This window comes from uncultured Microbulbifer sp. (assembly GCF_947504145.1).
Lineage (GTDB): Bacteria > Pseudomonadota > Gammaproteobacteria > Pseudomonadales > Cellvibrionaceae > Microbulbifer.
In genome coordinates, this window is the sequence record NZ_CANNGQ010000003.1 from 668693 (window position 1) to 690670 (window position 21978).

The window sequence follows — 21978 nt, forward strand, 5'->3', positions numbered from 1 at the left end:
TTATGCAACTGCGCGCATCAAGCCCGATCTTTCGAAACGGTGTATTCGAGCCGAACCGTCGATCAGCAATCACAATAATTGAGTTTCAGCCGAGCCAAGACCATGACCGAAACCACCGCCCCTGTAGAAAATCAGCAATCTCAGGAACTCCAATCCCTGCTGACGCAGCAGCGTCAGGCTTATATGGCCAACCCATCGCCAGACCGTGAACAGCGAGTCAACGATCTGCGCACCTTGGCGCGCATGATTCGCGAGCATCAGGACGACTTGGTCAAAGCCGTGAGCGCCGACTACGGCAACCGCTCCCACCACGAAACCCTGTTTGCGGAGATCTTTCCCGCACTGGACGGCATCAAGGACACCATCAAGCGGCTCAAGAAGTGGATGAAGCCCCAGCGGCGGCATATCGACATCACCGCCTTCCCCACTTCATCCACCAAGGTAATTCCTCAACCGCTGGGTGTGGTGGGCGTGATCGTGCCGTGGAACTTCCCCATCAACCTTTCGTTCGGCCCACTGATCAACATCTTTGCCGCCGGCAACCGCGCCATGGTGAAAATGTCGGAAAACTCCCGCAACCTCACTGCACTGCTCAAGCGCATCAGCGGTGACTACTTCCCGCAAGACAAGCTGGTATTCCTTGAGGAAACCGGTGGTGTGGGCATCGAATTCTCCGCTCTTAAGTTTGACCACCTGATTTTTACCGGCTCCGGCGCCACAGGCCGCAAGGTTATGGCCGCCGCTGCTGCGAACCTGACACCGGTCACCCTGGAGCTGGGGGGTAAATCCCCGGCGATTGTCGGCCCGGATTACGACACCGATACCGCTGTCGAGCGCGTGCTGTTCTGGAAGCTGTTCAACGCCGGGCAAATCTGCACCACGGTGGATTACCTGCTGCTGCCGGAAGAAAAGGTTGAGGCCTTTGTGGAAAAGGCCAAGAAAGTTTTCAAGAAGCGCTACCCCGAAATTCAGCACGCGGATTACACCTCTGTCATCGACGAGGGCTCCTTCCAGCGTATCTGGCAGACTCTGGACGACGCCCTCGCCAAAGGCGCCACCGCCATCGATCTGACCGATGGCCAGGGAAGCCGCGAAGACCCACTGAAAAAATTTCCCGCGCACTTGCTGATTAATGTCAGCGAAGATATGGATGTAATGAAGCGGGAAATTTTTGGCCCGCTACTACCAATCAAAACCTACAACAGCCGTGAAGAAGTCGCGGACTATATCAACAGCGGCGACCGCCCTCTGGCGATCTACCCGTTTACCAAAGACAAGGAATTGCGGGATTACTACATCGACCATGTGATGTCTGGTGGTGTAAGTGTAAACAACGCGGTACTGCACGTGGGTCAGCACGATATTCCGTTCGGCGGTGTCGGCGAAAGTGGCATGGGCCATTACCACGGCTACGAGGGTTTCCTGACCTTCTCCAAACTGCGCCCGGTGTTCTATCAGGGCCCACTGGATCCGCTGAAGCTGCTGATGCCTCCGTACGGCAACCTGGCGAATAAAATGATGAAGCTGATGCTGCGTTTGACCAAGTAACGCAGGCACCTGATTTTCAACGTATTGCGAAGAGAATAAATTTCGCCTTCGCAATACGGTTTCAATACCTCTCCCCTCAAGCCCGCCCCCTCAAGCCCGAAACAAAATTGCGATAAAACCGTAATTTTTGGTAGGGTATTTCCAGAGTTTAGCCAGTCTGGCGCTCTTTTTTCTGGATTTCATTTAAGAAAACTTCCAGCACCACCGCGACGATGCAACATCGCCGTGCATCCCGGGCAATGATGCCCGCTATCAAATCGCGCAATCCAGCTCGGATTCATACGGAACACGCGCGATTACAAGGAGAAAAATATGCCTGCACCAAACCGCAGCACCCATCACCATTCTGACGCACAAACCAACCAACCCGTTCTTCCCCGCCGCGCCCACCGCACATTACTGGCCAGCGCCATCGCCCTCTCCACCGCACTCGGCACAAACACCGGCTTCGCCCAGCAGTCTGTTCTCGAAGAAGTTACGGTCACTGCACAAAAACGCGAACAGTCCATGCAGGATGTCTCCGTTGCCGTGAGCGCGTTCTCCGGCGATGCCATCGACAAAATGGGTTTTGAGGAAGGGCTGGATATCACCCAGCAGGTTCCCAACATGAACTTCTTCGCCATCTTCGGCGAAGCGTCCAGCCCCTCGGTCAGCCTGCGCGGCATCAGCCTGGTGAATTTTTCCGACTCTTGGGAATCTCCAGTATCCATCTATGTGGACGACGTTTATCGCGGTAACCCGGCAGGCTCCGCTATTCAATTGTTTGACCTGGAGCGCGTGGAAGTATTGCGTGGTCCCCAGGGTACCCTGTACGGCCGCAACACCACCGGCGGCCTGGTGCATTATGTATCCCGCAAACCTACCGAAACCCTGGAAGCCACCGCAAGCGCCAGTTACGGCACCTATTCCGAGCGCATTCTCGAAGGCACCGTCAGCGGTCCGCTCAGTGAAACCGTGCGCGGCCGCGTCGCGATCAAAAGCACCCACAACGACGGCTGGCAGACCAACACCGTGAACGGGGAAAAGCTCAACGACACCGACAGCTTTGGCTATCGCACACAGCTGGAAATTGACCTCGCCGACAATGCGGGGCTGCTGCTGAATGTGCACGGCAGCAAGGCCGATCAACAATCGGTGGGCTTTGCCCACATGGGCTATCTACAGGAAGCAAATGAAGGCGCCGACAAGTGTGCCATCAGCGCGATACAGGCCGGACGCTGCACCAGCGCCTCGTTCGGGATGACCGGTATTGAAGCCACCGAAGGCAAGTACGGGCCCGAGTATGTCGCCACAGGCGCTACCGATGGGCTCGCCACTCAAATTGATACCTTTGGTACCTCCGCCACCCTCAACTGGGACTTCGAGAACTTCTCGCTTACCTCTATCACCGCCTACGAAGAGCTGGATAAATTCCTGCAAGACGATGGCGACGGCACCGCGGTCATTTATTTTGATGAGCAATACGGTGTGGATGCCGAACAGTACACTCAGGAAATTCGCCTCGACGGCAACACTGAAAAAACAAACTGGGTAACCGGGTTTTATTACTACAAAGACGACCGCGGTTTAATTACGCAGGCACCCACCACCGCGGACGGACTGTGGCACCAGGAAATCGTCACCCTTGACAGCGAATCCTGGGCCCTGTTTGGCCAACTCGAATACGATCTGAGTGAATCTCTGACATTGATCAGTGGCCTGCGCTATACCGAAGAAGAGCGCGATTTCACCCAAGATGCAGGCCCAAGCTTCTATGACGAAATTGATACCACAGGGGAACTGAGCGATAGCGCCACCACAGGTCGCATCGGGCTTGATTGGCGCCCAAGCGAAGGTACACTGGCTTATGCCAGCTACTCCACCGGTTTTAAAAGTGGCGGATTTTCTGGAAGTTACAACGCGCTGCCGGAATCAACTCTGCCGGTTGGCTCGGAAAGTATTCAGAACTTCGAACTCGGCCTGAAAACCACTCTCGCCGAGGTATATCGTCTGAATGCCGCCGCCTTCCACTACACCGTGGAAGACTATCAGGCACAGGTATTTCTCACGGTGGCCGACGGCAGCGTGATCACCAATGCCGGGGATGTTACCGGCAGTGGTGCCGAGGTAGAACTGACTGCACCCATCACCGATAACTTTGAAGTCATCGCCGGCGCCGGCTGGCTCAACACGGAATTCGATTCTGAGCAGATATTTTTCGTCGCCGACGATGCCTACACCCTGGATGGCAACGAACTCCCCTCCGCTCCCGGCTTCACCTACAACCTGGTTGCCCGCTATTACCAGAGCCTTGGCAGCAATGGCGATCTGGTACTGCAGGGCGATTATTCCTGGCAGGATGACCACTACCTGCAGGTAGAAAACGATCCCTACTCAATGCAGTCCGCCTACGGCCTCGCCAACGCCAAAGTCAGCTGGCACTCGCCGACGGATGCCTACAGCATCGAAGCCTTCGCCCGCAATCTCACCAACGAAGAGTACTTCACCTACCAAAACACCCTCGGTTCCGACTGGGGTTACGGCGTGTGGGGCCAACCCCGCACCGCCGGATTACGATTTAACTGGAAGATGTAAAACATCCCCCCAAAAAAGCCGCTCCATTCGGAGCGGCATTTTAATTTCAGCCCTACCTGACTGGTACGTTCATACCCCGAATTTCACTTCAAGACCGCTTGCTCCATCGGTAGAATCCTCCGCTTCCGTTCAAGCACTTTTCAAAAGGAACTGAAAGTGAGCACTCTTCTCCTGTGTAACCGGGCACTAAGCGCACCCGCCATTCAACGAGCCTGTAGCGTCAATCTTCAGCAATATTCCGAACTCCACAATCCCGCGCCGCAATTTGTCAAAGCCAATACACCTTACCTTTTGAACGGTCATAGTGACGCTCAGGGCAAGCACATTCAGGCACTACTGGCACCGAAGCATATTTCACAGCCAGTTACCGAGCTGTCGCTAACCTTCGGTGAAGACAACACCCTGGCCCTTGCTGCCATAATGGGGCAATTGAAGGATTACAATATTGCGCTGACCGGCGCTTCGACCAGTGTTTACGGCGAGCGCATCAGCGGCTTCGCCAAGTCGGTAAAAGAGTACCAGGTGGCACTGCTCAACTACCGAGATGCCATACAGAACAGAGCAAGCAATCAGGCACAACTGAAGCAGAGAGCACACCATGCCTTCAACCGAATGCAGACACAGTTCCGCGCCGAACTTCATGTGGTAAACAGCCATATCCGATCCCGCCGGGGAACCCCGCTGACCAGTGTCGAGCGAGGCATCAATATTGCCCGCAGCAGCCGCAATGTGGCGAAATTGCAACTCAGTAGTGAGATTGAGGCGCACAGGCTGGTAAAGTTGAGTCAGCACACCAAGCTGCTCGGGAACGGGCTGGCTGTGATCGATTTTGGGTCCCGCGTGGGCAAAGTGCATAATAGCTATCAAGCTGGAGGAAATTGGGAGCGTGATCTCTTTATCGAATCCAGCTCTTTTGCGGCCGGAGCAACAACGGGTTTACTTACAGCTAAAGTCGGATCGGCGGCTCTCATATTCGCTCTCGCGCTCACGCCTGTTGGGTGGGCTGGCCTAGTACTAGTTGCAGGAGGAGCGCTTGTCGCTGCTTCGTCTGCCGGGGCGGCTATTTATGCGACAAATAAGACTCAAGAAAATGCAGGGGCAACTTATGACAACATCACTCAATGGATCAATTAACCATGTCGATTGAGTTCAAGCTATTCACTGTGTTTTTTGCGTTTATGTTTTTGACCTGCATCCTGTTTATCATGTTCGGGCAGCTAACTGTTCGGAAACTAAGAAAAAATCCGGAAACGAAACATCAGCTCGGTATTGAATTTACCAGCGGCTGGGACATCCTTAATGTTGCACAAGCATTAGCTATCCCAAAGTCTTGGAGTAAGAAAATGGAAAAAAGCCCAATTTCATTTTTAAATGCCGATTGTGAAGCCATCGAAAAGCATACAAACAAACTTGATAAGTTGTTGGCCAAGATTTTTACGCTGTTTTTTCTTGGTACGGGAGTCTCGCTTCTGGCAATGCTTTCTTACGATCTGCTAAAAGGTTAATTCGCTTTACAAACCTGCCGCGGTACCCGCTAAGCCATATCCAACGCATTTAGAGCTTCGGATAGACTTTTCACCGGAATCACCTGCATCCCCTCAATATCGGTTTTTAGCCGGTTGGCCGCGGGCACAATGGCCTTGCGGAAACCGTGTTTGGCGGCTTCCCGCAGGCGCTCCTGACCGGACGGCACCGGGCGGATTTCGCCGGCCAGTCCTACTTCGCCGAAGATCATCAGGTCGCGATCGAGGGGGCGGTTGCGGAAGCTGGAGACTACCGCCATCAATAGCGTCAGGTCGGCACTGGTTTCCACTACCTTTACGCCACCCACCACATTGATAAACACATCCTGGTCCCCTACCAGTACACCGCCGTGGCGGTGCAGGACCGCGAGCAGCATATTCAGGCGATTCTGATCCAGGCCCACCGCAACCCGGCGCGGGTTGCCGAGGCTGCTGTCATCCACCAGTGCCTGCAGCTCCACCAATAGCGGGCGCGTTCCCTCCCATACGGAAGTCACCACCGAGCCCGCGGCAATTTCATCGGCGCGCTGCAGGAAAATCGCCGAGGGGTTGGAAACTTCTTTCAAACCCTGCTCGGTCATCGCAAACACCCCCAGCTCATTTACCGCACCAAAACGGTTTTTGTGCGCGCGCAGGGTGCGGAAGCGGGAATCGTGGGTGCCTTCAAGCATGATGGAACAGTCGATAATATGCTCCAGGACTTTGGGGCCGGCGAGGCTGCCGTCTTTGGTGACGTGACCCACCAGAATCAGTGCGGTGCCGGTCTGCTTGGCGAAGCGTGTAAGGTAGGCCGCGCTCTCGCGCACTTGCGCCACCGAACCCGGCGCGGACTGCACTTCGGCCATATGCATGACCTGAATGGAATCCACCACCATGACTTTCGGTTTCACTTCACCGGCAGTCAGGCAGATCTGCTCCACATTGGTTTCCGACAGCATTTGCAGGTGGTCCGCCGGTAAACCGAGGCGCTTGGCCCGCATGGCCACCTGTTGCAGAGATTCCTCCCCGGTGACATACAGGGCAGGCAGACTTTGCGAGAGATGACACAGGGTCTGCAACAGCACGGTAGATTTACCCGCACCGGGGTGCCCGCCAATCAATACCACCGACCCCGGCACCAATCCGCCACCCAGCACCCGGTCCAGCTCACTGGCATTGGTGGGAATGCGCGGAAGCTCGCTGAGATCGATCTCGGAAAGCTTCTGCACCTTGCCCTGCCCCGCCGCACCGGCGTAACCCGCCTGCGCCTCGGTAAAGTTGGCCGCGCGGCTGTCGGTATGGGCCGGTCCCAGGCGCACTTCGCTCAGACTGTTCCAGGCTCCACAGGCGTTACACTGCCCGGCCCATTTGGTGTAGTCGGCTCCGCAGTCATTACAGACAAACGCGGTTTTTGTTTTTTTGGCCAAAGTGCTCTCTCTATTCCCGGTCAGGTGGTTTGCTCAGGATTCTACCCTTCCAGAGCAGTCGGGGAAAATTGGCGGACGCGCCCGTGCACCCAGCGGTATAACACCGGCAGCACAATCAGTGTCAGCAGCGTAGAAGAAACGATGCCCCCAATAACCACCGTGGCCAGTGGCCGCTGCACCTCCGCGCCGGTGCCCGTATTGAGCGCCATGGGCACAAAACCGAGGCTGGCCACCAGCGCGGTCATCAGCACCGGGCGCAGGCGCAACATGGCTCCGTCCACCACAGATGTATACAGCTCACCGGTTTCCCGCCAGCGCTCACGAATAAACGACAACATCACCAATCCGTTTAATACCGCCACGCCCGAGAGCGCAATAAAACCGACACCCGCGGAAATCGACAGGGGCATATCCCGCAGCCACAGAGCCAGCACGCCGCCGGTGAGTGCCAGCGGCACGCCGGTAAAGATGATCAGCGCATCCCGCAAAGAGCCGAATGCGACCATCAACAACAGCAGGATCATCAACAAAGTCATGGGCACCACGATGGACAACCGATCTCTGGCAGACTGCATCTGCTCGAAGGTACCGCCATAATCCAACCAGTAGCCCGCGGGCAACCGGACATCCGTCTCGATACGCTCCCGTACTTCCTGGACGAATGAGCCCAGGTCGCGACCGCGCACATTGGCGCTGACCACAATCCTGCGCTTGCCATTTTCCCGGCTGATTTGTGCCGGCTGGTCGGTCCACTTTAGTTCAGCCACTTCTTCCAGTGGTACAAAATCGCCCGCGGGCAAGGGTACCGGCAATGAAGAAAATGCATCGACATTTTGTCGCAGGTTTTCCGGCAGGCGCACCATAAGCTCAAAGCGGCGGTCGCCGAAGTACATCAAACCCGCACTGGTACCACCGATCGCTGCAGCTGCATAATCCTGCAGCGACTGCACATCCAGCCCGTACTGTGCGAGCGCCATACGGCGCGGAACAATGGAAAGCACGGGCAGCCCCTCTACCTGTTCAAGGCGTGCATCGGCGGCGCCATCTACCTTTCGAACCTGCGCGAGCAGTTCAGCCGCGGAACGGCGCAGCTGTGCCAGGTCATCACCGTACAGCTTGATCGCGAGATCCGCGCGCACGCCAGAGATCAGCTCGTTGAAGCGCATCTGGATAGGCTGGGTGAACTCGTAGTTGTTGCCCGGCACCGATTCAATCGCATGTTTTAACCGCTCGATCAATTCTTCACGGGGCAAATCGGGATCTGGCCATTCGGATTCCGGTTTCAAAATGATAAAGGTATCCGCCACATTGGGTGGCATGGGGTCAGTGGCCACTTCTGCGGTGCCAATGCGGGAAAAAACCCGCGCGACTTCAGGTTCCTTGCCCAGCGCTACATCCAGTTCTTTCTGCATTTTCACTGCCTGTTCCAGGCCGGTGCCGGGGATCCGCAGCGCGTGGGTGGCAATATCTCCCTCGTTCAATTGCGGCACAAACTCCGAGCCCAGTGTGGTGGCAAGCCAGCCGCAAAACAGCACCAGTACGAGCGCGAACGACACCACCAACCAGCGCAGCTGCAACGCGGCCACAAGAATCGGCCGGTACAGGGTTTTCAGGCCGCGCACCGTCTTGTTCTCGCGTTCACGAATATTCCCGCGCAGAAACACCGCTACCGCCGCGGGCACCAGCGTAAAGCAGAACACCATCGCCGCCAGCAGCGCCATCACCACCGTTGCCGCCATAGGGTGAAACATTTTTCCTTCCACGCCGGTAAGCGAAAATAACGGTACGTACACCAGGGTGATAATCAGCACCCCCAACATACTGGGACGTATCACCTCATTGGTTGCCGCAAACACAATATCCAGCCGTTGCTTTAACGGAAGCTCGGACGTGCGCCCGTGGCTGGCCTGGGCAAGCCGTCGCGTGGCGTTTTCCACAATGATGACAGCGCCGTCCACAATCAGTCCGAAATCCAGTGCACCGAGGCTCATCAGGTTGGCTGACACACCGGCCGTCACCATCCCGGTCAGCGTTGCCAGCATGGCCAGGGGAATTACCGCTGCGGTGATCAGGGCCGCGCGGAAATTTCCCAGCATCAGGAACAGTACGGCAATGACCAGCAGCGCCCCTTCCAGCAGATTCGTCTGCACCGTGGTGATGGCTTTATCCACCAGGCGGGTGCGGTCGTATACCGATTCCAGCACGACGCCATCCGGCAGAGACATCTGCACTTTTTCCAGCGCCGTGCCGAGGTCCGCGGCCACCGTACGCGAATTCTCTCCCATCAACATCATCGCCAGGCCAAGTACGGTTTCGCGGCCATTTTCTGTTGCAGCACCGGTGCGCAGCTCGCGACCGATAGCGACACGACCGATATCAGCAACCGTAACCGGCGATGTCAGCTCTCCGGTTGTATCTTCCGTCGGGCGCTTCACCACTACATTTTCAATATCGGACAAAGACTGCAGCTGCCCCGGTGAGCGCACCAGTAGCTGATGGCCTCCGACCTCAACAAACCCGGCGCCGCGGTTTTGATTGTTGCGCCGCAACGCGCGAATCACATCCTCCATGGTGACGCCAAAGCTCAGCAGCTTGCGCGGATCCGGGGTTACGTGAAACTGTTTGCGGAATCCGCCAATAGCGTTGATTTCGGTCACCCCGGATACCAGTGCTAACTGCGGCTTGATGATCCAGTCCTGAATTTCCCGCAGCGCGGTACTGTCGTACGGCTCACCGTTGGGCTGCCGCGCATCTTCCCGGGCGCTCACGGTGTATAGAAATATCTCCCCCAACCCGGTGGCGATTGGCCCCAGTTTGGGTTCGAGCCCCGGGGGCAGGTCGCTGCGGATGGATGCCAGCTGGTTGGCAATCAGGTTACGGGCAAAAAAGATATCGGTGTCTTCTCGAAAGACCGCCGTCACCTGGGACAGACCATAGCGCGACAGGCTGCGGGTGTACTCGAGCCCGGGCAGGCCCGCCAGCGCGGTTTCCACCGGGAAGGTTATCCGCTGCTCCGCTTCCAGCGGGGAATAGCCCGGCGTTTCCGTAAGGATCTGCACCTGGACGTTGGTGATGTCCGGGACTGCATCGATGGGCAGGCGCTGATAGCTCCACAGGCCCAATACAATGACAATGAGGCTGGCACACAGCACCAACACACGGCGCTCAATGGCAAAGCGCAATAACGATTCAATCATATTGATACCACCTCAGTGCGCGTGTCCGGCAGCGGATTTTTTCAGCTCCGCCTTGAGCAGGTAGCTGTTTTCCGCCACATAGCGCTCGCCTTGTTCCATGCCTTCCAATACTTCACTGAAGGCCACACCACGCCGCCCCAACCGCACCGGATGCGGTGCAAAGTGGTTGGGCTTGGTCTGTACAAAAACCACCGCCTGGCCATCCAGGGTTTGCAGCGCGCGGTTGTCGATGGCGAGACCGGCAGGATCGGTGCCCACCGTCACCCGTCCCTCCACAAAAATGCCGGAAGACCAGGAACCGCTCTGATTGTCTACCGGCACACGGGCGCGCTGGAAAGGCGCACCATCCGCACCGGGAACGAGGTTCTGCAGCTTGCCCTGAAATGACTGCTCGCCAGCGACAATTTCTACGCTTTGCCCACTGCGAATTTGCGCCAGCCGCTGGGGAAACACCTGCAGGTCGGCCCACAATCGGCGGTAGTCCGCCACGGTAAACAGAGTCTGGTCGCTGACAAATTCTCCGGAGCCCGCGTGTTTTTCTGTTACCACACCATCGAAGGGCGCACGCAACTTGTATTCCTGCAAACTTTCATTGGAATTGATCGATGCCAGGGTCTGCCCCTTTTTCACCCGGTCGCCAATACTGACCGCCACATCGGAAACCAGCCCGGGGTAGCGTGCACGGATATGGCTGATGGCGGTGGGCTCCGGTTGCAGCTTTCCGTACAGGGTGACAACTCTTTCGATTTCCCGCGCTTGTACGGTAGCGAGCTTGATACCCGAGCGGGCCAGGGTCTCGTCAGACAACTCGACGATATTTTCCTCGTGGTGATCCCCCTCCTCTTCATGGTGGTGATCCCCCTCACTGGCCCAGGACGAATTTCCCCAGAGCACACTGGTAAAGAGCACACTGGTAAAGAGCACACTGGTAAAGAGCACACTGCTAAACAGCAGACACAGGGCAGAAAGAAAATGGATTCGTGTATTTTTCATGGTGTTTCCTGAAATCATTTCTCGCTGGCCTGCAACGTATTGTGGGGGGCTAGCGGTTCAGCGGTCAGTTGCTCCATTTCCGCCTCAGCAAGCAGCGCGCGGGTGGCGCTCTGGATGAGCGCGCTGCGCGCATCGAGCAATTCTTCGCGCGCCGCGACCCATTCCTGGTAGCTGTAACGGCCCGCACGATACAGGGCTTCCGTTTCAGACATGGCGCGAGCAAGTGTGGGGATAATGTCGGCGCGCAGCCGCTGCACGGCGTGCACGGCCTGAGCGCGATCGGAATAGGCGCGATATAGCTGGGTGTGAAGTTGCAGGCGCGCGCTCTCTTCGCGCAGAGCGATTCCTTCCAGCGCGGCGCGGTTGCGGGCGATCTCTCCCTGGGCACGACGCCCGCTAAACAGCGGCAGGCTGACTCCGGCCACCAGCGACGTGCTATCGGTTTCGTTACTCTGGCGCACCCCAAGCCCCCAGCCCAGATCGGCGCGGGCGGCGGTGCGCGCGAGGCGCAACTGCGCGTCCTGCACGCGGGCCTCGGAGGCGTACCGCATCAGCAATGGGTTCTGCTGCGCTCGGGCGAAGTAGGTGGAGAAATCATCGACAGCCTGCAGGCGATACAGCTGCCCAGTGGGAACCGAAAAATCTGCGCGGGTTTCCCCCCACATCGCCGCCAATGCCACCCGCTCCGCCTGCAACTGTTTCTGTAGCTGACGGTGCTGCAGCTGCGCTCGGGAGAGTGCGGCTTCCGCGCGCAGCTGTTCCACCCCAGGGGCGGCACCTGCGGAAATCCGCGCTCTGACCGAAGCCACAGCATCTTCCGCAAGATGCACGGCATCTCCCGCCAGCGCCACCTGCTCTGTGGTCGAGAGTACTTGTACATAGCGCCGGGTGACTTCACCCAGCAGGTCCAGCGCCTGAATCTCGCGATCGATATTCAGCAGGCGCCGCTCGCTGACGATCACTTGCCCGCGCGCATCCCGCTTGCCACCGAGTTCAATCACGGAAGACAGGCCAACCGTAAACTCGGTATTTTCCGTACCATCGGTACCGGCAAAATTTTCCAGCTCCGCATCCAGATTCAGCGCCGGGCGCAGATTCGCGGTTTGCGCTCGGCCATCCAGGGACTGGTGGCGATATTCGAATACGGCGAGCGCGGGATGGCGCTCCAGCGTACGGCTTACCGCCTGCTGCAGGGTCAGTGGGGGCAGCGCATCCTGAGCCTGCGCAAAGATCGGCAGCGCCGGAATGGCAAGCAGGATCCCCAGCAGTACGTTCAGCACAGGCGCGCCGCGAAACAGACGCCAGTTCAGTGGCGTCGCAAAACAAGACATACATCGATTCCCGAGTGAGGGTTGAAATTCAACGGGCGGGGCTGTGGTAAGCCCCGCAGAAGTTTCACGTCACTCAGGCAATGGGAGGTCGGTAGAGGGCGGAGATAATCTCGTGGGGGAAGGCCGCATCGGTGGCTGAGAGCCAGTGGGTGCCAGAGATAGACCACTGTGCAAAATGCCCCGCGGGCAGGCACAGGCTGGCGCCGGCATGACAGTGGCAGCAGTGATTGCACTCCTGATCCAGGCCCGCCGACGCAGCGGTTTCACAGGGCGCGGTGTTCTCGGCGTCATTGCAGTCCACCAGCTCCTGTGCCGCGCTCACGACAGACTCCGCCAGCTCAGAATGGCCGTCATAGCAAGCTGTCGCCTGCTGGAATACCAGCAGCGTCAGCAGCAAATAGCCAAACAGGGCACTAGCGGAAAGTTTCGGCATGTCGTCAAAACCGTCGAATACGACTTCATCAATTCAGGAACGGGATACAGGTTCGTTAAACTAGCAAAATATGCGCAGACACTCAAAGCACTGGCAGCCCCCCGGTACAGGGATTAGCATAAAGTCACAGTTTCCTAATTATTTGTGCAATGACATTACCGGCAGTCTGGCTATTACACACCAATGATATTCCCCCGGGCAGCGAAGAGGCGCGCGCTCTCGAAGCCTTGCTGAGCGGCGACGAGCGCCTGCGGCGCGAGCGCTACAAAAGGGAAGAGGCGCGTTATCAGTTTCTGCTGAGCCGCGCACTGTTGCGCCGGGTGCTGGGCAATATCTGCGGGCAGGCGCCGGAAACACTGATATTCCAGGTTGCCGATTCCGGCAAACCCCGATTGGCCGAGGTGCCGGAACTGCACTTCAGCCTCAGCCACAGCGGCCAGTGGATTGCGCTCGGGGTTTCCTGCGAGTCCGATATCGGTGTGGATATCGAACAGCCCACCAGGCCACGCAATTTTCTGAGCATTGCCCGCCACTACTTTCACCAGGATGAGCGCACTCTGCTGGAAACCGCGCCGCCGGAGCTACTGCCGGTACACTTCTACCGCTTGTGGACCATGAAAGAAGCCTTCTTCAAGGCGCGCGGCACGGGTATTTCTGAAGGTCTGGGGCGGATCAATCTGGCCGGGTTCCATCTTGGGCATGGCATCGCTCTGGATGCGTCCTTCGAAGAGCCCGGCGCTCCCTGGCAGTTCAACTACTCCATGCACCCCATGCGCGACGGCAACCACGTGCATTTGGCTCTGGCGGGACGCGACCCGGCTCTAGGGGAGCTGAATGTGGAGCAGATTCATCGCGGATTCGGGGATTAGAGAACCCGGCCTACATCCCTACCATTACTCCACGACTAGCGCACCGCGATACATCTGCATCTGGCAGTGGAACGGATACTCTCCCGCATCTGCCGCGGGAAGGGTAACGTCGGTGACCTGATCCACCGCCAACTGGGCGCTCACTTCCAGGTCGGGAAACAACACCCACTCGGCGCAGGGTGAGGCGTCTTCACGGCGGAAATGCAACACGGTTTCCGTGCCCGCAGGCACGCAAATACGGTCCGGTTCGTAGACGCCATCCTTGACTAGAATTTCCAGTTTTTCATCCGCGCCCACCGCTTGCAGTGTGTTGCGCTTCGGCGCCAGCCAGAACCACCACAGCGTCAGCGCAATCGCGGCCAATCCCGACAGGTTGATCAATAAGGATTCCATTATTGTTCACCTCCATTCCCGTTGCCCGAATCGTGGGAAGGCTTGAAAAAACGCAGGCGGTTGGCATTGCTCACCACGGTGACCGAAGAAAATGCCATGGCGGCACCGGCGATCACCGGGCTCAGTAACATGCCGGTGATTGGGTACAGCACCCCGGCGGCGATGGGGATACCCAGGGTGTTGTACACGAAGGCACCGAACAGGTTTTGCTTGATATTGCGCAGGGTCGCGCGGGATAGCTCCACCGCGTCCGCAACACCGTGCAGGGAGGAGCGCATCAGGGTAACGTCAGCCGATTCGATGGCTACATCGGTGCCCGCACCGATGGCAAATCCCACATCCGCACGGGCCAGTGCCGGTGCATCGTTGATGCCGTCCCCGGCCATCCCCACTTTGGCGCCGCCTTTCTGCAAGTCGGCGACAATCCTTTCCTTATCTTCCGGTAACAGATCCGCGTGCACATGTTCGATGCCCAGCTGTTTGGCCACCGCATCTGCCGTTGCGCGGTTATCGCCGGTGAGCATCTCGATACGTAGTCCCAGTTGTTGCAACCGATTCACCGCCACCTTTGCGTCTTCGCGGATGGGATCGGCCACCGCAATAATACCGGCGAGTGCACCATCCACCGCGGCATACATGGCGGTGCGCCCCTGCTCCGCCAGGGCTTCGGCCTTCGCTGGCCAGTCGCCGGTATCGATACTTTCGCGCTGCATCAATTTGCGATTGCCGAGCAGGATTTTTTTGCCGTCGATTTCGCCGCTGACGCCGTGAGCGGTGATGGCTTGAAACCCGTTTACGGCACTGAGGGATAAATTTTTCTGTTTGGCGGCGGCGACAATCGCTTCCGCCAATGGGTGCTCGGACTGGCTTTCGAGGCTGGCCAGTTGCTGCAGCAATTCATCTGTATCCCCGGTGCTGTCGATATCCGTCAGCTTTGGCGCGCCCTCGGTCAGGGTGCCGGTTTTGTCCACCACCAGGGTGTCGAGATCGGTCGCCTGCTGCAGAGCCTTACCATTGCGCACCAGCACACCGTTTTCCGCGCCCTTGCCCACACCCACCATCACCGACATGGGTGTAGCGAGACCAAGGGCGCAGGGGCAGGCAATAATCAGAACGGAAGTGAGCACCACCAGCATGTGTGCAATTTGGGGATCGGGACCCCAGTTGTACCAGACGAGTGCGGCAACCACCGCAATGATCATGACCGTGGGTACAAAAATTGCGGAGATGGTGTCGGCCAGGCGTGCAATGGGCACCCGTGAGCTCTGCGCATTTTTCACCATCTCGATGATCTGCGAGAGCCGGGTATCTGCACCGACTTTCTCCGCTTCGAACAGCAGGCTGCCATTTTTGTTCAGGGTACCGGCGCTGAGTCCATCACCCTCGGCTTTCTTCACCGGTACCGGCTCACCGGTAAGCATGGATTCATCCACCAGGCTCTCGCCCTCGATCACGCGGCCGTCCACCGGAATTTTTTCCCCGGGCCGCACCCGCAAACGGTCCCCTGTCTGCACCTGCTCGATGGGGATATCCACTTCTTCGCCGTCGCGGAGCACCCGCGCAGTGGGGTCCTGCAGCTCCAGAAGTTTTTCTACCGCGGCACTGGTTTTGCCGCGTGCACGGACTTCCATCGCTTGACCGAGATTGATCAGGCCAATGATCATGGCACTGGCTTCAAAATAGACATGACGTGCGGATTCCGGCAGCACTTGAGGCAGTACTACCACCAGCATCGAGAACAGCCACGCGGCGCCGGTACCCAGTGCGACCAGAGTGTCCATGGTGGCGCTGTGGTGACGAAGCGCCCGCCAGGCACCGGTGTAGAAGTGTCCTCCACACAAGACCAGCACCGCCAGGGTGAGCAGGCCAACCGCTCCCCATGCCATCTGCTGGAAAGGACTGTTTACTCCCATCTCCCCGGTAATCAGTCCCCACGCCATCAGGGGAACACCCAGGCCGAGTGCAATTCCTGCGCGCCAGAGTAATTGCCGGTAGTGATCCTGCTCTTCCTCACGCTGCTGGTCACGTAACTCCCGCGCATTCGCCTGTACCAGCTCTGCACCGTAGCCTGCGGATTCCACCGCCTCGACGCAATCTTCTGCCGCGACCTCCCCGTCTACCACCAGGGTTTTGTCGCCCAGATTTACCCGTGCCTCTTCAACACCGGCAACGTCGCTCAGCGCGGCTTCAATTTTTCTGACACAGCCAGCGCAACTCACACCCCGCAGGCGGAAAGTTTGTGGCGAGGCTGAGGGGGTGTCACTCATATCGTGCTCCATCAACACCTTTCGTAACGCAGTGTTTGCAAAAACCAGCAGGGTAAAGAAATGGCCCGGGTAAAATACAACCAACCACCAGCCACAACAAGGCAAGCAGAAAAGCAACGGACGGAATCAGCCCCGCCCAAGCCGGAGGATTGGTCGACACTATGGCGCCAATAGAAAAGCATTTACTTTTTTATAGGCAAGCAATGCTACCTTAATATAAAAACAACTTGCTTACTTTATTTCTCATGCCCATCGCCAACGCAAAAACAACACTCTTCTCTGTAATGCTGGTGACCTTGATTGGCACCGCCGGCATTGCCCTTCCCTATCCTGTTCTCGCACCTTTGTTTCTCGACGGGCCAGCCAGTGACCTCACGCGCTTTATGGGCTTACCGCGAAAGCTGCTGTTGGGCGTAATACTCGCACTGTTTCCACTGGGACTACTGCTGGGAAGCAGTGTGGTGGGCGCACTGTCCGATCACTTTGGGCGCCGGCGCACTCTGGTGCTCACCCTTATTCTGGCTGCAGCAGGTTACGCACTCTCCGCATTGGCGCTCAGCGCGCATAACTTCCTACTGTTCGCTGTGGCGCGGTTTGTAACCGGGCTGTGTGAAGGCAATATAGCGATCGCGCGAGCAATGGCTGCGGATTTGCACCCGGTCATTGATCGAACACGCGCACTGTCACTGGCGATGGCCTGCGCCTATGCGGGTTGGCTACTTGGGCCGCTTAGCGGAGGATACCTGGCGCAATATGGGCCAGAAGTCGTGTTCTGGGCTGGCACTGTGGCAGTACTCACCTGTGCACTGGTGTCACAGATAATGATGCCCACAGATACTCCGCGCCAACCGGGTGGCAGCAACCTGTTACGCCTGATCCGCGCACAGAACTCAATGACCTTATGGCAACAGCCCGCGGTTCGGGCGCTGGCAATGTTCAACCTGTTGTTCTGCCTGGGGGTTAACGCCTTTTACGAGTTTTACCCATTCTGGCTGGTGGAAGAATTCGGCTATCAGCCCCATCAGATTGCATGGAATACAGTGGTGGTCACCGGTGTGATGATTGCCACCAGTGTCGTGGCAATTCCCGCACTTAAAAGGCGTTTTGGCGCGAACCCAGTAGTGTCGAAAGGTGCACTTGGATTGGGAACACTTCTGATTGCTCTGCCGTGGACAAATAGCCAGATCGCCATCGGTATGTTTGCCCTGATCGGTGTCGGCATCGCCAGCGTCAACGGTGTCTTTCCGGCCATTATAGCTGAACGCTTCGAGCACTATGGCCAGGGGCGCGTGATGGGACTGCTGACCGCCAACTTCTGCCTGTCCAGCACCGTCATCGCATTGGCAGGCAGTGGTCTGGCATTACTGGGGAGCCAGTGGACACTGGTGCTTGGTGGCCTGTTGTGTATCGCAGCCGCAACCTGGTTTGCAATGCTCCACCAAGCATCCGATGATTGGCCCGCAAAAGCGAACACCCATTGACCATGCCGAAATCAAAAAAAGAACAGCCCGAAAGTAGCACGGACTCGCGCGAACAGATTCTCTATCTGCTGAAAAGCCGCGGAGCTCAGTCCGCCCGGTTTATCGCAGAAAGTCTGGGGATTACCTCGGTGGGCGCCCGCCAGCACCTGAACCTGATGGCGAGCGAAGGCCTGCTGAATCGCTTTGACCGCGCGGAAAAAGTGGGGCGCCCGGCGAGCTATTGGGAGCTTACAGAAAAAGCCCATAAACGCTTCCCCGACCGACACGACGATCTCACCGTGAAGCTGATTGACAGCGTGCGGGAAGTATTTGGTGAGGTGGGCCTGGATAAACTGATCGGTCAGCGCGAGAAGAAATCCCTGGAGGAATACCGGCGCGTCCTGGCAAGCTGCCAGACACTGGGCGCTCAAGTAAGAGCGCTTGCCGAGCTCCGAGACAGGGAGGGCTATATGGCCCAGGCAGTGTATGAAAAACGCGGTGTCTGGCTACTGATAGAAAACCACTGCCCCATTTGCGCCGCTGCGCGCGAGTGTCAGGGTTTCTGCCGCTCGGAACTGGAAATTTTTCGCCAATGCTTGCCGCAAGCACAAGTGGAGCGCTGTGAATACCTGCTCGACGGTGCCCGGCGATGCGCCTACCGGATTTCGTCCACGACTCGCTAAGCCGCTACTCCGAGGGGCAGACCGAAAAGTCACGTCTCGCGAGCGAGTATGCCTTTCCCCATTTCCATCCGCCCCCCATATCCACTCCCGGTGACCGGCCCCGCGATGGTATCATCGCCCCATGAAACACCCCCTGCTCCCGGAACGCCCCCTCGTCATTTCTCCTACTCTGGCCGCCACTCTTGGCCTGGAGGAAGCCGTATTGCTGGGCGCCCTGGGAGACCTGATACCCTTTCTACCTCTGGAGTCACATCCGGGCCGAGACTGGTACACCGCTGAAAGCGAACAACTTCAGCAGCTGCTGCCATTCTGGGAGCCTGCGGATATACAGCGGGTGTCCACCAGCCTGCGCAACCAGGGTGCCCTGCTGCTGGGGGCAGCCCCCTACGGCAGCAGCGCGATGCTCAAATTTGCACTGCCTGCCACTCAGGCACAGGTTGGACGCCAATCGCAACAGGGGCACTCCGACACCCAATCGCCGCAGGCCGATTTCCAGTCGCAGCAGGCGCTAGCGCACCGCTCCGCCAATACTATTTCCCCCAGTTGGCAGCCGGATAACGAAACGATGGCGCGCATCGCGCAATTGGGTGTACCGGAACATTTCGTCCGTGAACAATTGCCCGAGTTTGTTACCTACTGGCGCGACCGGGGAGAAAGCCGGCACTCTTTCGGCTCTCTGTTCCTGAAACTGGTAAAAACCAAATGGGAATCTTTCCGGGCCACCCAAGGGCGTAAACTTCCGCTGCCCGAACAGTGGCAACCCAGCGAAGACACTCTGCGCAAGCTCGCCGACGAGGGTGTACCAAGCACTTTTGTACGCCGCGGCCTGCAACGCTTCGTGGAGTATCATCGCAACAGCGCCAAGCAATCGGTTTCCTGGGATCTGGAATTCAATGACTGGGTAACCGAAGACTGGGAGAAGCAGGAAACGCCGTTTATCGAAAAACGCAAGCCTGTAGCCATGACCCGCGACTGGCAGCCCAGTGAAAATACCTGGGAACAATTGCGCCGACTGGCCATCAATCCCAGTTTTGCCGCAGAATTACTGCCTGAGTTTATTTATAAATGGCTCGAGCGCGGTGGTCACAGCGCGCGCTGGGGAGAGCAGTTTATCGAATACGCGCGTACGGAGTGGGCGTATTACTGCCAGGGAATCGAGAGAAACCCGGTTGCCAAGCCCATCTCCCGCAACTGGCAGCCGTCCAGCGACTGCCTGGGCCACCTTTTAAGTCAATGCGAGATCGACCGCGAATTTGCTCTCTCATTGGTTCCTGAATTCATTCTCTATTGGCGCAGCCAGAATACCGCTCGTAAAAGTTGGGATGCGGTTTTTGTGCGCCATGCGCGGCACAAGTGGGCCGAGCGCAACAAGTTCGCGATAGGACAGCACCATGGCAAGCCAAAAGAATCCGGGCAAACAGGTAACCAGCGCACCAGGGACACACCAGTCTGGGACATCGTCACAGACACAAACTGGTAACCCGGAGCTGGAAGCGCGCAAACGTGCACTGAACGAAGTGTTCGGCCTACTAAAGCTGAGCTATCACAATCAGTTCAATTCCGCCTTCCAGGATGTGCAGACTCTGAACCACGCCAAACGCCTGTGGCTGGAGTCCCTTTCCGGTTTTTCACCGGAACAGATGGTGGCCGGAGCGAAACGGGCAATCAAGCAGTGTGAGTATTTACCCACTATCCACAGGATGCTGCAGCTGTGCGCCGAAGGTGAAAACGGTCTGCCGGGTCCCCGCGCCGCATATCGGGAAGCCTGTAATGCGCCTAGCCCGAAGGCCAACCAGAAGTGGAGCCATCCAGCGGTTTACCACGCCGGACGCGCCGCAGACTGGTTCTTCCTGGCTAATAACCCGGAGTCTTCCGCCTATCCTGTGTTTGCAAGCCACTACAAAAAGATCTGCGAGCGCCTGATGGCGGGGGAGAGCCTGGCGGCCCCGAAACAGGTTCAGCTGGACCACAAGGCAGCCAAACCTCTGTCAAAAGCCGAAAATGCCAAGAAGTTGGCGGAATTGCGCGCGCGACTCAAAATATGATGTGATGTACGGGCTGGAATACAGCCATATGGCGATTTTCAAGGATTTATCGAGAAGCCGCCACTAAACACAACGTCATTTCTCAGACTCCAGAGCAGGTATCGCCATGGTCAGGCTCCCCCTTCTGCTTGTGGTACCCCTTTCACTGCTGGGCAGCGGCCTTGCCAGTGCAGACTTCTATTCCCATCGTTACGGCGGAGTCAGCCTACAGAGCACCGCACAAGAACCTCTCTGCAATGACGCCAGAGGGTTTGTGGATAACCTCAATCGCGATCGCCAGTCCGCCGAGTTTTCCACCTGCTCCGACAGCGGCCCCGGAGCCAAGCTCTACACCGGGTGGCGCTGGAGCCCGAACTTTGCGGTTGAGGCAGACCTCCGCCAGGCGTCCACGACCACCAGCCAGTTCACCGTCAGTAATCCACAGCTCACCCACCTGAACGTCAAAGATAAAGTCACCACCCGAATGGGCAACGCCTTCTTTATCGGCCACCTACCCGTAGGCCGGTCCGGCTTCAGTGTATTCGGCAAACTCGGCGGCGGGTTCTGGCTCAGCCAACTTCGCTCCAGGCAACGAGGTGATGCGATCGCTGTATTCCAACTGGAGGATGGCTCTCTACAGCCCGTGAGCTTCCCGGTCGACAGCACCTTTACCGAGAGCACCAGCGGCTTCCACTGGGGTTACGGTGCCGGTGTGAGCTACAGCTTCAGAGACCGGTGGACGCTGCGCGCAGAGTGGGAGTTATTTCCCGAGGTCGGTAGTGATGAGCTGCTGGGTGAGTATGAAGTGGAATCCGCTTCACTCGGATGGAGTGTGCATTTTTAGCCCGCGCGCCACAAAGGCCAATACGCTATTCACTATACCCCGATTACCGGGGTATTTTTTTGTTTGCCTGTTGATGAACTTCCCAGTTCTTGTGGATTGATTTAAATACGGTTTTTTTAGTTATTCACAGGCGTGTTACACACAGAAACCTTGGACAGAGCTGTGGGTAAGTGTGGGATAGAAGGTGTGAGTGGCGTGGTTACTGGGCTTGGGGAAGCGTTTAAAAAACCGTCATCCCGGTTTTTGTCATACTTCCGCAATGTCGCGCTCGACTTTCCTGTAAATACAGGATCCCATGCTCTTTTTTCCGCACAACGAAAAAAGCCCTGACCGCGTTAGCGATCAGGGCTTTTGGAATAGAAGCCTGACGATGACCTACTCTCACATGGCGAAACACCACACTACCATCGGCGATACTGCGTTTCACTTCTGA

General features: G+C 57.5%; 18 protein-coding genes. 10 read left to right on the forward strand and 8 right to left on the reverse strand.

Annotated features, from left to right (window positions below; all coding sequences use genetic code 11):
* Positions 1-102: 102 nt before the first annotated feature.
* The 4 genes from Q1A74_RS13315 (at position 103) to Q1A74_RS13330 (ending at position 5627) form a co-directional block, all read left to right on the forward strand.
* Positions 103-1548 carry a coniferyl aldehyde dehydrogenase gene (locus Q1A74_RS13315; protein ID WP_299596904.1) on the forward strand — a complete coding sequence of 482 codons (1446 nt, stop codon included), beginning with the start codon at positions 103-105 and terminating at the stop codon, positions 1546-1548.
* 312 nt (positions 1549-1860) lie between these two features.
* Complete coding sequence (locus Q1A74_RS13320; RefSeq protein WP_299596907.1) at positions 1861-4122, forward strand: TonB-dependent receptor; 2262 nt, start codon at positions 1861-1863, stop codon at positions 4120-4122.
* A 156-nt stretch (positions 4123-4278) separates the two neighbouring features.
* Entirely contained in the window at positions 4279-5256 is a 978-nt protein-coding gene (locus Q1A74_RS13325; protein ID WP_299596910.1) for a hypothetical protein, read from the forward strand.
* Between the two features lie 2 nt (positions 5257-5258).
* Positions 5259-5627 (forward strand): hypothetical protein, encoded by a 369-nt coding sequence (locus tag Q1A74_RS13330; protein ID WP_299596912.1) that lies wholly within the window; start codon positions 5259-5261, stop codon positions 5625-5627.
* Positions 5628-5656: 29 nt separating this feature from the next.
* Here the strand turns inward: Q1A74_RS13330 and radA are convergent, their stop codons facing one another.
* From radA to Q1A74_RS13355, 5 genes are all read right to left on the reverse strand, one after another.
* On the reverse strand, positions 5657-7051 hold the full coding sequence (radA, locus tag Q1A74_RS13335) for a DNA repair protein RadA (protein ID WP_299596914.1): 1395 nt from the start codon (positions 7049-7051) through the stop codon (positions 5657-5659).
* A gap of 41 nt (positions 7052-7092) precedes the next feature.
* Positions 7093-10248 (reverse strand): CusA/CzcA family heavy metal efflux RND transporter, encoded by a 3156-nt coding sequence (locus tag Q1A74_RS13340; protein ID WP_299596916.1) that lies wholly within the window; start codon positions 10246-10248, stop codon positions 7093-7095.
* A gap of 12 nt (positions 10249-10260) precedes the next feature.
* Positions 10261-11241, reverse strand: a complete 981-nt coding sequence (locus tag Q1A74_RS13345; RefSeq protein WP_299596918.1) for an efflux RND transporter periplasmic adaptor subunit — start codon at positions 11239-11241, stop codon at positions 10261-10263.
* A gap of 14 nt (positions 11242-11255) precedes the next feature.
* Complete coding sequence (locus Q1A74_RS13350; RefSeq protein WP_299596920.1) at positions 11256-12572, reverse strand: TolC family protein; 1317 nt, start codon at positions 12570-12572, stop codon at positions 11256-11258.
* 73 nt (positions 12573-12645) lie between these two features.
* Positions 12646-13005 (reverse strand): hypothetical protein, encoded by a 360-nt coding sequence (locus Q1A74_RS13355; protein WP_299596923.1) that lies wholly within the window; start codon positions 13003-13005, stop codon positions 12646-12648.
* 149 nt (positions 13006-13154) lie between these two features.
* Here Q1A74_RS13355 and Q1A74_RS13360 point away from each other — a divergent pair, with 149 nt between their 5' ends.
* Positions 13155-13874, forward strand: coding sequence for a 4'-phosphopantetheinyl transferase superfamily protein (locus Q1A74_RS13360; RefSeq protein ID WP_299596926.1), 720 nt, complete (start codon positions 13155-13157; stop codon positions 13872-13874).
* A gap of 24 nt (positions 13875-13898) precedes the next feature.
* Here Q1A74_RS13360 and Q1A74_RS13365 read toward each other — a convergent pair whose 3' ends face one another.
* Complete coding sequence (locus Q1A74_RS13365) at positions 13899-14267, reverse strand: cupredoxin domain-containing protein (protein ID WP_299596929.1); 369 nt, start codon at positions 14265-14267, stop codon at positions 13899-13901.
* Entirely contained in the window at positions 14267-16534 is a 2268-nt protein-coding gene (locus Q1A74_RS13370) for a heavy metal translocating P-type ATPase (RefSeq protein WP_299596932.1), read from the reverse strand. Before Q1A74_RS13370 ends, Q1A74_RS13365 begins: the two co-directional genes overlap by 1 nt.
* Before the next feature lie 227 nt (positions 16535-16761).
* Between Q1A74_RS13370 and Q1A74_RS13375 the strand changes: the two genes are divergently transcribed.
* The 5 genes from Q1A74_RS13375 to Q1A74_RS13395 all read left to right on the forward strand — a co-directional run bounded on the left by Q1A74_RS13375 (position 16762) and on the right by Q1A74_RS13395 (position 21545).
* Complete coding sequence (locus Q1A74_RS13375) at positions 16762-18015, forward strand: MFS transporter (protein WP_299596935.1); 1254 nt, start codon at positions 16762-16764, stop codon at positions 18013-18015.
* A 2-nt stretch (positions 18016-18017) separates the two neighbouring features.
* Positions 18018-18677: a metalloregulator ArsR/SmtB family transcription factor gene (locus Q1A74_RS13380; protein WP_299596938.1), complete on the forward strand. Its 660-nt coding sequence runs from the start codon at positions 18018-18020 to the stop codon at positions 18675-18677.
* Between the two features lie 121 nt (positions 18678-18798).
* Positions 18799-20157 (forward strand): DnaT-like ssDNA-binding domain-containing protein, encoded by a 1359-nt coding sequence (locus Q1A74_RS13385; RefSeq protein ID WP_299596941.1) that lies wholly within the window; start codon positions 18799-18801, stop codon positions 20155-20157.
* Positions 20069-20722: a replication protein P gene (locus Q1A74_RS13390; protein WP_299596944.1), complete on the forward strand. Its 654-nt coding sequence runs from the start codon at positions 20069-20071 to the stop codon at positions 20720-20722. Before Q1A74_RS13385 ends, Q1A74_RS13390 begins: the two co-directional genes overlap by 89 nt.
* A gap of 106 nt (positions 20723-20828) precedes the next feature.
* Positions 20829-21545, forward strand: a complete 717-nt coding sequence (locus Q1A74_RS13395; protein ID WP_299596947.1) for an outer membrane beta-barrel protein — start codon at positions 20829-20831, stop codon at positions 21543-21545.
* Positions 21546-21765: 220 nt separating this feature from the next.
* Here Q1A74_RS13395 and Q1A74_RS13400 read toward each other — a convergent pair.
* Positions 21766-21978 (reverse strand): hypothetical protein (locus Q1A74_RS13400; RefSeq protein ID WP_299596950.1); only part of this gene is annotated, 213 nt, incomplete at its 5' end.